The 16,736-nt window shown below is 65.2% G+C and carries 11 protein-coding genes and 1 pseudogene; all 12 read left to right on the top strand.

What is annotated here, in order from left to right:
- Window positions 1–25: 25 nt before the first annotated feature.
- The 12 genes and pseudogenes from tssA (at window position 26) to IE266_RS27240 (ending at window position 16,676) form a co-directional block, all read left to right on the top strand.
- Window positions 26–1,084, top strand: coding sequence for a type VI secretion system protein TssA (tssA, locus tag IE266_RS01590; protein ID WP_189678278.1), 1,059 nt, complete (start codon window positions 26–28; stop codon window positions 1,082–1,084).
- A 74-nt stretch (window positions 1,085–1,158) separates the two neighbouring features.
- On the top strand, window positions 1,159–1,662 hold the full coding sequence (tssB, locus tag IE266_RS01585) for a type VI secretion system contractile sheath small subunit (RefSeq protein ID WP_189678277.1): 504 nt from the start codon (window positions 1,159–1,161) through the stop codon (window positions 1,660–1,662).
- A gap of 12 nt (window positions 1,663–1,674) precedes the next feature.
- A complete protein-coding gene (tssC, locus tag IE266_RS01580) occupies window positions 1,675–3,171 on the top strand; it encodes a type VI secretion system contractile sheath large subunit (protein ID WP_189678276.1) in 1,497 nt (498 codons plus the stop codon).
- Window positions 3,172–3,239: 68 nt separating this feature from the next.
- Window positions 3,240–3,734 carry an Hcp family type VI secretion system effector gene (locus tag IE266_RS01575; protein WP_189678275.1) on the top strand — a complete coding sequence of 165 codons (495 nt, stop codon included), beginning with the start codon at window positions 3,240–3,242 and terminating at the stop codon, window positions 3,732–3,734.
- 80 nt (window positions 3,735–3,814) lie between these two features.
- Complete coding sequence (locus IE266_RS01570; RefSeq protein ID WP_189678274.1) at window positions 3,815–4,648, top strand: type VI secretion system accessory protein TagJ; 834 nt, start codon at window positions 3,815–3,817, stop codon at window positions 4,646–4,648.
- Window positions 4,641–5,138 (top strand): type VI secretion system baseplate subunit TssE, encoded by a 498-nt coding sequence (gene tssE / locus IE266_RS01565; protein WP_189678273.1) that lies wholly within the window; start codon window positions 4,641–4,643, stop codon window positions 5,136–5,138. The genes IE266_RS01570 and tssE overlap by 8 nt, the downstream gene beginning before the upstream one ends.
- A 4-nt stretch (window positions 5,139–5,142) precedes the next feature.
- Window positions 5,143–7,023, top strand: a complete 1,881-nt coding sequence (tssF, locus tag IE266_RS01560) for a type VI secretion system baseplate subunit TssF (RefSeq protein WP_189678272.1) — start codon at window positions 5,143–5,145, stop codon at window positions 7,021–7,023.
- Window positions 6,987–8,066, top strand: coding sequence for a type VI secretion system baseplate subunit TssG (gene tssG / locus IE266_RS01555; RefSeq protein ID WP_189678271.1), 1,080 nt, complete (start codon window positions 6,987–6,989; stop codon window positions 8,064–8,066). The genes tssF and tssG overlap by 37 nt, the downstream gene beginning before the upstream one ends.
- A complete protein-coding gene (gene tssH / locus IE266_RS01550) occupies window positions 8,063–10,765 on the top strand; it encodes a type VI secretion system ATPase TssH (protein ID WP_189678270.1) in 2,703 nt (900 codons plus the stop codon). The genes tssG and tssH overlap by 4 nt, the downstream gene beginning before the upstream one ends.
- An 81-nt stretch (window positions 10,766–10,846) precedes the next feature.
- Window positions 10,847–11,695, top strand: coding sequence for an ion transporter (locus IE266_RS01545; RefSeq protein ID WP_189678269.1), 849 nt, complete (start codon window positions 10,847–10,849; stop codon window positions 11,693–11,695).
- Window positions 11,688–12,194, top strand: a pseudogene (tssB, locus tag IE266_RS26810) (type VI secretion system contractile sheath small subunit); the annotation flags it as partial. The gene IE266_RS01545 and the pseudogene tssB (IE266_RS26810), both read left to right, overlap by 8 nt.
- Before the next feature lie 210 nt (window positions 12,195–12,404).
- On the top strand, window positions 12,405–16,676 hold the full coding sequence (locus tag IE266_RS27240; RefSeq protein ID WP_308434561.1) for a type VI secretion system contractile sheath domain-containing protein: 4,272 nt from the start codon (window positions 12,405–12,407) through the stop codon (window positions 16,674–16,676).
- Window positions 16,677–16,736: the final 60 nt, after the last annotated feature.

Below are 16,736 nucleotides of genomic sequence, written 5' to 3'. Positions count from 1 at the left end.
CAGCAGGCCGTCGAAGGGAGGCCGGATGGACCCGGAAGTCCTGCTGGAACCGATTAGCGAGGATTCTCCAAGTGGCGAGAACCTCGAATACGATCCTGTTTTTGTCGAAATGGAGCAGGCCGCCCAGCCTGGCGAAGAAACCCAGTTCGACGACCCCGAGGACGGGGGCAAGGTACCCGACTACGGCGAAGTCGCGGTCAAGGCGCTCGAGATCATGGGGCAGAGCCATGATCTGCGCGCGGCCGTATACATGGCCGACGCCGCGCTGAACACCGAGGGGCTTTCGGGATTCGCCAACGCGACCCAGGTGATCCGCGGCTATCTCGAGAAATACTGGGAGACCTGTTTTCCCGAGCTGGACGCCGACGACGACAACGACCCGACCATGCGGATAAATGCTGTACAGGGTCTGTGTGGCCAGCCCGGCGGCATGGGCGGTCCCTCGGCGGTCTACAAGTCGCTGCGCAAGGTTCCGTTGACCGACAGCCGCAGTTTCGGTGGTTTCTCGATGCGCGACATCGAGATCGCCGAAGGCCAGTCGCCGGTCCCCGAAGGGATGGAGAACCCGCCGGATTCGGCCCAGGTCAGCGCGGCATTCCGCGACACGGATCCCGGCACGCTGTCGATGCTGCTCGACGATGCCAAGCGTGCGACCGACAACCTCAAGGCCATTTCGGCCGTCTTCGACGATCAGACGCCGGGGCAGGGGCCCGATCTCGACCCGGCCGTGCGTCTGCTGTTCCAGATCAGCAAGACACTGGCCAAATACGCCGGCAGCGATGCGGCGGACGCCCCCGAGGACGACGCTTCGCCGCAAGCGGCCGGCGATGACACTCCGCGTGGCGCACCGGCAGCCGGAGGCGGCGGTGCCGCTGTCGGCGCGATTCGCACGCCCTCCGACGTGGGTAACGCGCTCGACCGCATTATCGAGTATTATGCCCGCTACGAACCTTCGAGCCCGATTCCGCTGTTGCTGAAGCGGGCCAAGCGTCTGGTCAGCGCCGATTTCCTGACCATCATGCGCGATATCGCCCCTGACGGCATCGACAACGTGAATGTCATCGGCGGTCTGAGCGACGAATAATTTTCGGCCTGTGATGTTGTTCACAGACCACGACAGACTCACCAGGATATTGAAGGCACATCAAGGAGCACGACATGAGCGGAAGTTCACAGAAATTCATCGCCCGTAACCGGGCACCGCGGGTCCAGATCGAGTATGATGTGGAACTCTACGGCGCCGAGAAGAAGGTGCAGCTGCCCTTCGTGATGGGGGTGATGAGCGACCTTTCCGGCAAGTCCGAAGTGGAGCAGCCGGCGGTTGCCGACCGGAAGTTCCTGGAGATCGACGTCGACAACTTCGACGACCGGATGAAGTCGATGGCCCCGCGCGCCGCCTTCACCGTGCCGAACACGCTGACCGGCGAAGGCAACCTCGCTGTCGACATCACCTTCGAGAGCATGGATGACTTCTCGCCCGCCGCCATCGCCCGCAAGGTCGAGCCGCTGCGCGAGCTGCTGGAAGCCCGCACCCAGCTGTCGAACCTGATGACCTACATGGATGGCAAGACCGGAGCCGAGAACCTGATCGCCAAGATCATTCAGGATCCGAGCCTGCTGAAAACCCTGGCGGCGCAGCCTGCGCCCAAGGCCGAAGAATAAGGAGGCGGAGAGATGGCTGAAGAACAAGCACAAGTCGCACCCGCCGCCGGCGCAACCGCATTCGGTTCCTCCGAATTCGAAGCGCTGCTGAGCAAGGAATTCCGGCCTAAGTCGGACCAGGCCAAGTCGGCCGTCCAGAACGCGGTCAAGACGCTCGCCCAGCAGGCGCTCGCCAATACCGCGCTGATTTCCGACGACGCGCTGCGTTCGATCGAGAGCATCGTCGCCGAGATCGACAAGAAGCTGACCGAGCAGGTCAACCTGATCCTGCACAACTCCGAGTTCCAGACGCTGGAAAGCGCGTGGCGCGGTCTGCACTATCTGGTGAACAACACCGAAACCGACGAGATGCTCAAGATCCGCGTGATGAACATCTCGAAGAAGGACATGCACAAGACCCTGCGCAAGTTCAAAGGCACCGCCTGGGACCAGTCGCCGATCTTCAAGAAGCTCTACGAAGAGGAATTCGGCCAGTTCGGCGGCGAGCCCTACGGCACGCTGGTGGCGGACTACCACTTCGACCACAGCCCGCCGGATGTCGAGCTGCTGGGCGAGATGTCCAAGATCGCTGCAGCGGCCCACGCCCCGCTGATCGTGGGCGCCAAGCCGACGCTGTTCCAGATGGACAGCTGGTCCGAACTCGCCAACCCGCGCGATCTGACCAAGATCTTCCAGACGCCGGAATATGCAAGCTGGCGTTCCCTGCGCGAAAGCGAGGACTCCAAGTATGTCGGCCTCGCAATGCCGCGCTTCCTGGGCCGTCTGCCCTATGGCTCCAAGACCGACCCGGTCGAGGCCTTCGCCTTCGAGGAAGACACCGAGGGTGCGGACAGCGAAAAGTACTCCTGGGTCAACGCGGCCTACGGCATGGCGGTCAACATCAACCGCTCGTTCAAGGAGTTCGGCTGGTGCTCGCGTATTCGCGGGGTGGAGAGCGGTGGCGCGGTGATGAACCTGCCCAGCCACACCTTCCCGACCGATGACGGCGGCGTGGACCAGAAGTGCCCGACCGAGATCGCGATCTCGGACCGGCGCGAGGCGGAACTTGCCAAGAACGGCATGATGCCGCTGATCCACCGCAAGAATTCCGACATCGCGGCTTTCATCGGCGCCCAGTCGCTGCACAAGCCGGCCGAATACGACGATCCCGACGCAACCGCCAACGCCAACCTGGCAGCACGCCTGCCCTACCTCTTCGCGACCTGCCGCTTCGCCCACTACCTGAAGTGCATGGTCCGCGACAAGATCGGCTCGTTCAAGAGCCGGAACGACATGGAAAGCTGGCTGCAGAACTGGATCAACCAATACGTCGACTTCAACGCGGACGTGTCGTCTGAACGCGAAAAGGCCCGCAAGCCGCTCGCCGCCGCCGAAGTCGTCGTGGAAGAAGTGGAGGGCAACCCCGGATACTACTCGTCCAAGTTCTACCTCCGCCCCCACTACCAGCTCGAAGGGCTGTCCGTCTCCCTTCGTCTGGTATCGAAACTGCCCTCGGAGAAAGGCGCGTAATTACCTGGCGTCTCGAAGGCGGAACCTTAATTGGCGAATAACGCCGCACTCAGAAAGGATACTTCAAAATGGAAAACACCTTCGTAAAAATCGGCGACATCCCCGGCGAGAGCATGGAGCGCAACCACAAGGACTGGATCCCGGTCAAGACCATCTCGTGGGAAGTCACCCGCACCCTGGACATGGATGACCTCGGCACCACCCAGCGCGGCTACGCCAACTCGAGCCTCGGCAAGGTTTCCCTGACCTCCGAACTCAGCATCGCCTCGCCGAAGATCATGCTCTCGGTCGCTGACGGCACGCCCCGCAAGGAGATCACCATCGAGATGTGCCGGTCGGCAGACACGGGCGGCAAGGGCATGGAACCCTACCTGACCTGGAAGCTCTTCGACTCGATCATCGACAAATACGAAGTGTCGGGCGGCGAAGAGCAGATCCCGGAAGAAAGCTGGGATCTCTGCTACCGCCGGATCGAGATCGTCTACAAGAAGGCCGACCCGAAAACCGGCGCGCTGGGCACCGGCGGCACCTTCACCTGGGACGTCCTCGCCGGCGAGATGTAATCTCTCCCATCGCGAAATCGTCCGGGCCCTCGTGGCCCGGACTTTGCCGTTTCTGAAATACCCCTTGGATCAGGTTGCACATGACCCCAGAAGAGCATTTGAAATCCGGCGATCTGGATGCCACGCTGGCGACGCTTCAGGACAAGATCCGCAAGGATCCCTCGAACGCCAAGCTGCGCATCTTCCTGTTTCAGCTCCTCTGCGTCTTGGGCGACTGGAAACGCGCGATCACGCAGCTCAAGCTGTCGGCGGAGATGGACCCGCTGGCAACTATGATGGCCAAGACCTACCGCGAGGCCATCATCTGCGAGGTCTACCGCGAGAAGGTCTTTGCCGGAGAGAAATCGCCGCTGGTGTTCGGCGAGCCTCAGGAATGGCTGGCGCTTCTGATCGAGGCGCAGAAACTGCTGGGTGCGGGCAAGGCGACGGAGGCGGCGGCGTTGCGGAGCCGCGCCTTCGACGCGGCGCCGGCGACTTCGGGCGAGGCCGATGGCGTACGGTTCGAATGGATCGCTGATGCCGACATGCGCCTCGGCCCGGTGCTCGAGGTGATTGTGAACGGCCGGTATTTCTGGTTGCCGTTCAACGCCATAGCCAAGCTCGAGATGGAGGCGCCGAGCGATCTGCGCGATGCGGTCTGGACTGCCGCAACGCTGACGCTGGCCAATGGCGGCGAAGTGCCGGCGCTGATCCCGACGCGCTATGTCGGCACCACCGCCAGTTCCGATGCCGCGGCCAAGCTGGCCCGCGCGACCGAATGGACGGACCTCGGCGCCGAGACCTTCGCCGGCATCGGCCAGCGGCTGCTGGCGACGGACGCCGCCGATATCGCGCTGCTTGACCTCCGGCTTCTGAAGATGGACGGTGTCGAGGGGGCCGATGCCGACGTGAAGGACGCAGGCCAGGATGGCTGACAAGACCCTGACAGACCGGCTCCAGCCATCGTTGCTGGACCGTCTGACCGATCACGAGCCGGGGCAGTTGAAGGAGACCCGCGACGAGCGCGTCATCGACATCTCGCGCCTGCGAGAAATCATCCAGCGCGACCTGACCTGGCTGCTGAACACCAACAACATCGAAAGCTCGATGGACGGCGAGAAATACCCGAACGTCCGCCGCTCGGTGCTGAACTACGGGATGCGCGAGGTCGCGGGCGAATATTCGACCGAGGAACGCGCGCAGCTGATCCGCAAGGCGATCGAGAAGGCCATCACCGAACACGAGCCCCGCATCATCAAGGGTTCGGTCGACGTGTCGCTCAGCCCCGACGAAAAGGGCAGCAACATGACCGTCGCGCTAAACATCCGTGCCGACATGTGGGCGCAACCGCTGCCGATGGAGCTCTACCTGCGCTCCAAGGTGGACGTCACCACCGGCGAAGTCCTCGTGGAACGGAGGAGCTGACGCGATGGACACGCGGTTGATGAAGCATTACGAGAACGAGCTTCTCTTCCTGCGCGACATGGGCGCGGAATTCGCCGAGGCCTATCCCAAGATCGCCTCGCGGCTTGGGATGGAAGGCACTGAGGTGCTCGACCCCTATGTCGAGCGTCTGCTGGAAGGGGTGGCCTTCCTTTCGGCACGGGTTCAGCTGGAACTCGAACTGCAATACCCGGCCTTCACCAGCCACCTGCTCGAAATCGTCTACCCGCATTACCTCGCCCCGACGCCAGCGATGATGATCGCCGCCTTCGAACCGGACGTCACCAATTCGGCGGTCAAGAACGGCTATGTCCTGCCCCGTCATACCCTGCTGCGCAGCCGCCTGCAGGAAGGCGAGCAGACGCCCTGTGAATTCCGCACCGCCGCCGACCTGACGCTCTGGCCGGTCGAGATTTCCGAGGCCCAGTATATCGACGGGCGAGGCGAACTGGTGGCGGCGGGTGTCGCCGGCAATACCGATGCCCGCGCCGGTATCCGGCTGCGGCTGAAGCGCAAGGACGGCGGCAAGCTTTCCGACCTGCCGATGGACAGCCTGACAATGCATCTGAAGGGTGGCGGCGGCAACAACTGGGCGATGCTCGAATTGCTCTGCACCCAGACCCGCGCGCTCTGCGGCCGCTCGATCGACCGCCGGGCCGACTGGGCGCAGCCGCTGCCCGGCAGCGGCGTCAAGGCGCGCGGTTTCGAGCGGGACGAAGCACTGCTGCCCTTGCCGCGAAGGTCCTTCGACGGCTACCGCCTGCTGCAGGAATACTTTGCCATGCCCGAGCGGTTCCTCTTCGTGGAATTGCACGGCCTGCGCCCCGCGATCCAGAGGGCCGTCGGGCCCGAGGTCGATATTTACATCCTGCTCGGCGAAGGCCGGCGCGAGCTTTCGGCCAGCGTGGTCCCCGACGCCTTCATCCTGAATGCGGTGCCAGCGATCAACCTCTTCCCCAAGCGTTGCGACCGCATCCATGTGAGCTCGCGCGATACCGAGTTGCACGTCATCCCGAACCGCACCGCGGCGATGGATTTCGAGATTTTCAGTATCGATAGCGTCACCGGCATCAGCAGCGAGGGCGAGGACGATCTGGAGTTCCGCCCGTTCTACTCGGCCACCGACTTCACCTCGGCGGGCGAGGTTCACCCGGCCTATTACACGGTCAAACGCCGGATGCGGCAGCGTTCCGAGAAGGAACGCCTGCGCGGCGTGCGCACCAGCTATCTCGGGTCCGAGGTCTATCTCACCCTGGTCGACCGCAAGCAGGCCCCCTATTCGGCAAGCCTCGATCAGCTGGCGGTGCGCGCGCTCTGCTCCAACCGCGACCTGCCTATGCTGCTGGCAACCGGCGACATCGACGTGTTCCAGCTGCCCGAGGGCGGCCCGGTCAGCTCGATCCGGCTCCCGGTCTCGCCGACGCGCCCGCATCCGACGCTGTCGCAGGGCGATACCGCCTGGCGGCTGATCAGCCACCTCAGCCTCAACTATCTCTCGATCATCGACACTGACGGCGAAGGCAGCGGCGCCGAGGCGCTGCGCGAACTGGTCGGCATCTACGCGCCGCTCGGGGACCGGGTGACCGAGAAGCAGCTGGAAGGCATCTCCTCCATTTCGAGCCGCCCGATTGTCAGGCGGATGAGCGACGAAGTCCTGTCCACTGCCGTGCGCGGGCTGGAAATTACCATCGGCTTCGACGAAAGCTTTTTCGAGGGAACCAGCGTTTACGTGCTCGGCGCTGTGCTCGAACGCTTCATGCGAAAATACGTTACGATCAACAGCTTTACTGAAACCGTTCTTAAAACGCAGAAACGCGGGGAAATTGCCAGATGGCGACCGGAAAAGGGTCTGGGCCGGATCATCTGAGCCACCTGGATCGGTTGATCGCCGCGCCCGAGGAACACCACTTGTTCCAGGCGCTTCGCATCATCGAGGCGGCCTATCCGGACAGTCCGCGGCTCGGCGAAAGCCGGCGCCCGCGCGAGGACCGCATTCGCCTCGGGCAAGAGGCCGAGCTGGCCTTCCCGCCCTCGACCATCGCCGGTTTCATGCCCCCGGGCGAGAAGAAGCCGGGCAGGCTGACCAACCGTTTCTTCGGACTGTTCGGCCCGCAGGGGCCGCTGCCGTTGCACATGACCGAATATGTGCGCGACCGATATCGCAACCACCGCGACCGCACCATCGTCGCCTTTGTCGACATGCTGATCCACCGCATGACCGGGCTGCTCTACCGCGCCTGGAACAGCGGCAACCCGGCGGTCAGCCATGACCGCGCCGACGACCCAATGTCGCGCAAGGTGGCGGCGATTGCCGGTTTCCACGGCGATCACCTGCTCGGCCGCGACCAATTGCCCGACGACACGCGGCTGCACTTCGCCGGCTTCTTCAGCCAGGGCGCGCGCAATGCCGAGGGGTTGGTGGCGATTCTGTCCTCCTTCTTCGAGGCGCCGGTGACGCTCGAACAATTCGTCGGTTCCTGGCTGGAACTGGAGCCGGACGACCAGTGGCAGCTGGGTGGAATGGGCGGCCTCGGCCAGTCGACCAGCATCGGCCAGAAGGTCTGGACCCGCGCCGACAAGTTCCGCATCCGCATCGGCCCGCTGCCGCTCGAGAAATACGAACGCCTGCTGCCGGGCGGAGAGTCCCTTGACCGGTTGCGGGCGGCCGTGCGCAACTATGTGGGTGACGCGCTGGACTGGGACGTCAACCTGGTGCTGGCGGGCGACGACGTTCCGCGTGCCAGCCTGGGCGGCAAGACGCGGCTGGGACATACCAGCTGGATCGCGTCGCGACGCGACGCCGACGAGACAAGGCCGGATGCCGAGGACCTGTTCCTCTACCCCGGCGCGATTGCAACAGGAGAGCGGCACGGCAAGGCCGCCGCAGGGAACGGGAAGGGTATGCAATGACCGAAATCAGCCGTGTGTCGTTGTTCGGGAAGCTGAACAAACTCGGGTACCAGGCAGTCGAGAGCGCGACGGTGTTCTGCAAGATACGGGGCAACCCCTATGTCGAGCTGGTCCACTGGATGCACCAGCTGCTGAACATGCAGGACAGCGACCTGCACCGCATCATCCAGCACTACAACCTCGACCCCGGCAAGATCGCGACCGAGATGACCCGCGCGCTCGACATGCTGCCGCGCGGGGCCTCGGCGATCTCCGATCTCTCCGACCACCTGACCGATGCGATGGAACGCGGCTGGGTCTGGGGCTCGCTGCTCTACTCGTCCAGCCAGGTGCGCACCGGCCACCTGCTGCTCGGGATGCTGAAGACGCCGTCGCTGCGCAACATCCTCAAGGCAATGTCGCCCGAACTCGGCAAGATCGGCCCCGACGACCTCGCCGACAACTTCGCCAAGGCGACCGAGGGCTCGCCCGAGGAGCGCCTGCGCCCGCAGGATGGCAGCCAGACCGGCGGCGGGGTGGAACCCGGCGAGGCCAGCGGCGCACGGCAGGCGGCACTCGGGAGCACCGAAGCGCTCGACCAGTTCTGCACCGACCTCACCGAACAGGCCCGCAACGGCGAGATCGACCCCATCGTCGGCCGTGACGAGGAGATCCGCCAGTTGGTCGACGTTCTGATGCGCCGCCGCCAGAACAACCCGATACTCACCGGCGAGGCCGGGGTGGGCAAGACCGCCGTGGTCGAGGGCTTTGCTCTGCGCATCGCCCGCGGCGACGTGCCCCCCGCGCTGCAGAACGTGCGCCTCCTGGCGCTCGACGTCGGCCTGTTGCAGGCCGGGGCCAGCATGAAGGGCGAATTCGAGAACCGCCTGCGTTCCGTCATCGACGAGGTGCAGGCCAGCCCGACCCCGATCGTAATGTTCGTCGACGAAACCCACACGCTGGTCGGCGCCGGCGGCGCGGCGGGCACCGGCGATGCGGCGAACCTGCTCAAGCCCGCGCTGGCGCGTGGCACGCTGCGCACCATCGGCGCGACGACCTGGGCGGAATACAAGAAATACATCGAGAAGGACCCGGCCCTCACCCGCCGCTTCCAGGTGGTGCAGGTTGACGAGCCCGACATCCCGAAAGCCATCCTGATGATGCGCGGTATCGCCTCGATGCTCGAAAAGCACCACCAGGTGCAGGTGCTGGACGAAGGTATCGAAGCCGCCGTCTCCCTGTCCGCCCGCTACATCCCGGCGCGCCAGTTGCCGGACAAGTCCGTCAGCCTGCTCGACACCGCCTGCGCCCGCGTGGCGGTCAGCCAGCACGCCGTGCCGGCCGAGGTCGATGACAGCCGTCGCCGGATCGAGGCGCTGGGCACAGAGCTCGAGATCATCGGCCGCGATGAGACTGCCGGCTATGACGTGGCCGACCGGCGCGAGGCGGTGACAGCTGCCAAGACCGCCGAGGAAGAGCGGCTCGCAGGTCTGACCGAGCGTTGGGAGGCCGAGAAGGCGGTGGTCGAAAAGATCCTCGACCTGCGCGCCAAGCTGCGCGAAGGCGGCGCGCCGGTTGACCAGGCACCGACCGAGGGCGAGGCCGAGGCCAGCCCGCTCTCTGACGAGGCCCGCGCCCAGCTGATGGCCGACCTCAAGGCCGCCAACAAGGAGCTGACCGACCTGCAGGGCGAAAGCCCGCTGATCCTGCCCATCGTCGATCACCAGGCCGTGGCCAGCGTCGTCGGCGACTGGACCGGCATCCCCGTGGGCCGCATGGTCAAGGACGAGATCGACACCGTTCTGCACCTGGAAGAGCACCTCGCCAAGCGGGTGATCGGCCAGGACCACGCGATGAAGATGATCGCCAAGCGAATCCAGACCTCGCGCGCCGGCCTCGACAACCCATCCAAGCCCATCGGCGTCTTCCTTCTGGCCGGCACCTCGGGCGTCGGCAAGACCGAGACCGCGCTGGCGCTGGCCGAGGTGCTCTACGGCGGCGAGCAGAACGTCATCACCATCAACATGAGCGAATACCAGGAGGCGCATACCGTCTCCTCGCTCAAGGGAGCGCCTCCGGGCTATGTCGGCTATGGCGAAGGCGGCGTGCTGACCGAGGCAGTGAGGCGCAAGCCCTACTCGGTCGTCCTGTTGGACGAGGTGGAAAAGGCCCACCCCGACGTCCACGAGATCTTCTTCCAGGTCTTCGACAAGGGAGTGATGGAGGACGGCGAGGGCCGCGTGATCGACTTCAAGAACACGCTGATCCTGCTGACCTCGAACGCGGGTTCGGACCTCATCATGGACATGTGTTCCGACCCCGACCTGATGCCCGAACCCGAGGGCATCGCCAAGGCGCTGCGCGATCCACTGCTCAAGATCTTCCCCGCAGCCCTGCTGGGCCGCCTGGTGACGATCCCCTACTATCCGCTCTCGCCGACGATGATCGCCGAGATCACCAAGCTGCAGCTCAATCGCATCAAGAAGCGGGTGAACGAGGCCCACGGCGTGCCCTTCGAATACAGCCAGCAGGTGGTCGACGAGATCGTCGAGCGCTGCCAGGAACTCGAAAGCGGCGGCCGCATGATCGACGCCATCGTGACCAACACCATGCTGCCCGAGATCTCGGCCGAGTTCCTGCGCCGCATGATGGAAGGCGGCGAGATCAAGAAGGTCGCCATCGACGTCAAGGACAAGGACTTCACCTACAGCTTCGAATAAACGGCGCAGGCCGGCGACATGTCGCCGGCCCGGCACCCGGGCTTTGGGTGTGACAGCAACGACAGGTAAAAGTAGGCAGATATGACCGACGCCGTACAGAACGACACCCGCGAGCGCCTGCGCGCCCTGGTCGAATCCGACCGGTTCAAGAATACAATCATGACGGTGATCATCGTCAACGCGCTGACCCTGGGTCTCTCCACCTCGGACAGGGCAGTCGCGGCGGTCGGCCCGCTGCTGTCGCTGATAGACACGCTGGCGCTGACGGTCTTCGTGATCGAGCTGCTGATCAAGTTCTTCGTCTACCGCTTCGCCTTCTTCAACAGCGCCTGGAACATCTTCGATTTCATCGTCGTCGCCATCGGCCTTATGCCCTCCGGCGGCGGCCTCTCCGCCCTGCGCGGCCTGCGGGTGATCCGGACGCTGCGCCTGCTCTCGGTGGTGCCGCAGATGCGCGCGGTGGTGCAGGCGCTGCTCGACGCGCTGCCCGGCATGGGCGCCGTCATCATCATGCTCTCGATCGTCTATTACGTCTTCGGCGTGATGGCGACGCTGCTCTTCGGCAATGTCTTCGACGAATGGTTCGGCACGCTCGGCCGGTCGATCTACTCGCTGTTCCAGATCATGACGCTGGAAAGCTGGTCGATGGGTATCGTGCGCCCGGTGATGAAGGAATTCCCCTATGCCTGGGCCTTCTTCGTGCCCTTCATCATGGCGACAACCTTCTCGGTCCTGAACCTCTTCATCGGTCTGATGGTCAACACCATGCAATCCGCGGTTGAGGACGAGACCGAGGCCGAGTTCGAAGGCCTGCGCGACCTGGTCAAGGTCGAGACCGATATCGTCGGCGAACAGGTCGCCGCGATGCACGAGGAGCTGAAGGCCATGCGCGCCGAGCTCGCGGCCCTGAGGAACGCCCGCGATGGCTGACAGCTCGCAGAAGTTCATCGCTCGCAACCGGGCGCCGCGGGTCCAGATCGAATACGATGTGGAGCTCTACGGCGCCGAGAAGAAGGTGCAGCTGCCCTTCGTCATGGGAGTGATGAGCGATCTTGCAGGCAAGTCCAACGTCGCCCAACCGGCCGTCGCCGACCGCAAGTTCCTCGAGATCGACGTCGACAATTTCGACGAGCGGATGAAGGCGATGGCCCCGAGGGTTGAATTCAGCGTGCCCAACACGCTGACCGGCGAGGGTAACCTCGCCGTCGACCTGGTGTTCGAGAAGATGTCCGATTTCTCGCCCGGCGCGATCGCGGCGAAGATCGAACCCCTGCGCGCCCTGCTCGAAGCGCGCACCCAACTGACCACGCTGCTCGCCTACATGGACGGCAAGTCAGGTGCCGAGGCGCTGATCGAGAAGATCCTGACCGATCCGACGCTGCTCGGCGCCATCTCCGCCCTGCCGGCCGGTGACGCTTCGGACACCGAGAGCGCCCTTGACAGCCTGCGGGCCGTCGAGGTGGCCGAACCGGAGGCCGATGCTTCCGAGGCGGCGCTGACCTCGCTGCGCAGCATCGAGGTAGACGAAGCCGCACCGGTGGACAGTTCCTCGGCCTTGGACAGCCTGCGCGGCGTCGAGATCAACGAACCAGAGGCCGACACCTCCGAAGACGCCCTATCTTCGCTGCGCAGCATTGAGATGGAGGAAGCTCCCTCGGAGGACAATTCCTCTGCCCTGGACAGCCTGCGTGATGTCGAGGTCGGCGAACCGGAGCCCGACACCTCCGAAGATGCCCTGTTTTCGCTTCGCAGCGTCGAGGTGGAGGAAGCTCCGCCGGAGGACAATACCTCCGCTCTGGAGAGCCTGCGTGATGTTGAGGTCGGTGAACCGGAGCCCGACACCTCAGAAGACGCCCTGTCTTCGCTGCGCAGCATCGAGGTTGAGGAACCCCCGCCGGAGGACAATACCTCCGCTCTGGAGAGCCTGCGTGATGTTGAGGTCGGTGAACCGGAGCCTGACACCTCCGAAGACGCCTTGTCTTCGCTGCGCAGCGCCGAGGTGGAGAAAGCTCCGCCGGAGGACGACTCCTCCGCCTTGGAGAGCCTTCGCGAAGTCGGCGTTTCCGAGCCGGAGCTTGACACCTCCGAGGAAGCTCTCACTTCGCTGCGCAGTGTGGAGATTGAAGAGACGCCCAAGGACGACGGCAGTGCCGCCCTCGACTCGCTGCTCGACGTGGCGGTCGAAGAGCCCGAGGAAGACACCTCTGCCGCGACCCTCGACGACCTGCGCAGCGTGGAGATCAAGGAGACGCCCGAGGACGACGACACTGCCGCGCTCGACTCGCTGCTCGACGTGACGGTCGAGGAGCCGGAGGAAGACACCTCCGCCGCGACCCTCGACAACCTGCGCAGCATCGAGGTGGAGGATACCCTCGAAGACGACGGCACCGCCGCGCTCGACTCCCTGCTCGAGGTGGCGGTCGAGGAGCCCGAGGAAGACACCTCCGCGACCACCCTCGACAGTCTGCGCAGTGTGGAGATTGAAGAGACCCCCGAAGACGACGGCACCGCCGCGCTCGACTCCCTGCTCGACGTGACGGTCGAGGAGCCCGAAGAAGACACCTCCGCCACCACCCTAGACAGCTTGCGCAGCGTGGAGATTGAAGAGACGCCCAAGGACGACGGCAGTGCCGCCCTCGACTCGCTGCTCGACGTGGCGGTCGAAGAGCCCGAGGAAGACACCTCTGCCGCGACCCTCGACGACCTGCGCAGCGTGGAGATCAAGGAGACGCCCGAGGACGACGACACTGCCGCGCTCGACTCGCTGCTCGACGTGACGGTCGAGGAGCCGGAGGAAGACACCTCCGCCGCGACCCTCGACAACCTGCGCAGCATCGAGGTGGAGGATACCCCCGAAGACGACGGCACCGCCGCGCTCGACTCCCTGCTCGACGTGGCGGTCGAGGAGCCCGAGGAAGACACCTCCGCCACCACCCTCGACAGCCTGCGCAGCGTGGAGATTGAAGAGACTCCCGAAGACGACGGCACCGCCGCGCTCGACTCCCTGCTCGACGTGACGGTCGAAGAGCCCGAGGAAGACACCTCCGCCGCGACCCTCGACGACCTGCGCAGCGTGGAGATCAAGGAGACCCCCGAAGACGACGACACTGCCGCGCTCGACTCCCTGCTCGACGTGACGGTCGAGGAGCCCGAGGAAGACACCTCCGCCGCGACCCTCGACGACCTGCGCAGCGTGGAGATTGAAGAGACGCCCGAAGACGACGGCACCGCCGCGCTCGACTCGCTACTCGACGTGGCGGTCGAGGAGCCGGAGGACGACACCTCCGCCACCACTCTAGACAGCCTGCGCAGCGTGGAGATTGAAGAGAGCCCCGAGGACGACGGCAGTGCCGCCCTCGACTCGCTGCTCGACGTCACGGCCCAGGAGCCGAAGGAGCGGTCGGACGATCTCGACGACCTCCTCGGCGCGCTTGACGAACCTGCGGTCGAAGAGCCCGTCGTCGCGGAGCCGGCGGCGGACGACCTCGACGACCTCCTGGGCGCGCTTGATGAACCTGTGGTCGAAGAGCCCGTCACCGCGGAACCTGCGGCGGACGATCTCGAGGACCTTCTCGGCGCGCTTGATGAACCTGTGGTCGAAGAGCCCGTCGCTGCAGAGCCGGCGGCGGACGATCTCGACGACCTCCTCGGCGCGCTTGACGAACCTGCGGTTGAAGAGCCCGTCGTCGCGGAGCCGGCGGCGGACGACCTCGACGACCTCCTCGGCGCGCTTGATGAACCTATGGTCGAAGAGCCCGTCGCTGCAGAGCCGGCGGCGGACGACCTCGACGACCTTCTCGGCGCGCTTGATGAACCTGTGGTCGAAGAGCCCGTCGCTGCTGAGCCGGCGGCGGACGATCTCGACGACCTGCTCGGCGCGCTTGACGAACCTGCGGTCGAAGAGCCCGTCGTCGCGGAGCCGGCGGCGGACGACCTCGACGACCTCCTCGGCGCGGTTGATGAACCTGTGGTCGAAGAGCCCGTCACCGCGGAACCTGCGGCGGACGACCTCGACGACCTTCTCGGCGCACTAGACGAACCTGTGGTCGAAGAGCCCGTCGCTGCAGCGCCGGCGGCGGACGATCTCGACGACCTGCTCGGCACACTTGGCGAACCTGCGGTCGAAGAGCCCGTCGTCGCGGGGCCAGCGGCGGATGCCCTCGACGACCTGCTCGGCGATCTGGGCGCGGGCACGGAAGACAGCGGCGAAGCGGCAACGGGAGGTGCGGAGATGATCGACGACCTGGACTTCGACTTCGGCGTGCTCTCGGCCGCGCGGCCTGACCCGCAGCAGTTGAAACGCAAGCGGTTCCGGATGGCGATCTTCGGCGATTTCTCGGGCCGCTCGGCACGGGGCATCCTCGAAACCGGCGATGCGCTGGCCGCGCGCCGGCCGATCCTGCTGGACCCGGACACCGCCGAGGAGGTGATCGAGAGCTTTGGCACCACGCTGGTCCTGCCCGTCGGCAAGGACGGGGCCGGGGTCGAGGTGAAGCTCAAGGGTCTCGACGACATGCACCCCGACGAGCTCTACGAAAACGTCGGCCTCTTCGCCGAACTCGTCGGGTTGAAGCAGCAGCTCGGCATGGGTGCCACGGCCCAGAAGGCGGCGGCCCGGCTGAAGGAGTGGAGCGAGAAGCACGGCACCTATGCCGCGCCCGCCAAGCTGCGCTCGGGCGGCAATGCGGTGCCGGCGGACCTGCGGCTGACCGACTTCCAGAAGCTGATCGGCGATACCGGCAACAAGCTGGTGCAGGCCTCGCCGATCGAGGAGCTGATGGCGCGCATCGTCGGCCCGCATATCCGGGCGGTGCCCAATGCCGATCAGAAGGCGATGCAGAAGGCGGTGGATGAATCGCTCTCAGCGGCGATGCGGCTGGTGCTGCACCACCCCGAGTTCCAGTCGCTCGAGGCGCAGTGGCGCAGCATCGACCTGATCGCCCGCAGCGTCGAGACGGACGACACGCTCGACGTCATCCTTTACGATGTCTCTGCCGAGGAGATCGCGGCCGACCTCGCCTCGGTCAGCGACCTTTCGGAAAGCGGGCTGGTGAAACTGCTGACCGGCGAGCCGCTCGACGAGGAGAACGGGCGCGGCGGCTATTCGGCGTTGCTCGGCCTCTATACCTTCGAGGAAACGCCGCCCCATGCCGAGCTGCTGAGCCTGGTGGCGCGGGCGGCAGCGCATGTCGATGCGCCCTTCTTTGCGGCGATGTCGCCGGGGTTCATGGAGGTTGCCAGGGAAGACCGCCACCCGCTGACCGCCAAGGCCTGGGACGACCTGCGCGCGATGAGCGAGGCGCAGTATCTGGGTCTCGTCACGCCGCGCTTCCTGCTGCGACGGCCCTATGGCGCGAAGACCGAGCCCTGCTACGAGTTCGACTTCGAGGAGTTCACCATGTCCGAGGGTCTGAGCGGAATGCTCTGGGCAAACCCGGTGGTCCTTGTGGCAATCCTGCTGGCGCGTAGCTTCAAGCAGTTCGGCAAGTCGATGCAGCTTGGCAAGGTGATGTCCCTCGGTGGGATACCCTATCACTTCGTCAAAGACCGCCACGGCGACCAGGTCGCGCTGCCCTGCACCGAGCGCAACCTGACGCTCTCGACGGTCGAGACGGTGATGACCCGCGGCTTCATGCCGGTGGTCTCGGTCAAGGGCCGCGACGAGGTGCGGCTGGCCTCGTTCCAGGCCGTGGGCGGCGGCGAGATCCGCGGCCCCTGGACCGGCGAACCGCCGCCGCCCGCGACCGCGCCGAAACGGATGACCATGCCGGCACCGCAGAAGAAGGAAGAGGCCGCCGCCGCACCCGACGACGATCTCGACGCGCTGTTGGCCGGCTTTGGCGATACCGCCGCCGCGCCGCCGGCGGGTGACATCGACGCGGATCTTGCCGCACTGCTGGACGGACTGTGATCCAGTTCATTGAAGATATGCCCGCGGCGGTATTTGCTGCCGTAGAATTTGAAAGGACAG

Source organism: Seohaeicola zhoushanensis (assembly GCF_014656415.1).
In the GTDB taxonomy this organism is placed as follows: Bacteria; Pseudomonadota; Alphaproteobacteria; order Rhodobacterales; family Rhodobacteraceae; genus Seohaeicola_A; species Seohaeicola_A zhoushanensis.
This window is presented reverse-complemented; position numbering and strand designations above follow the sequence as displayed.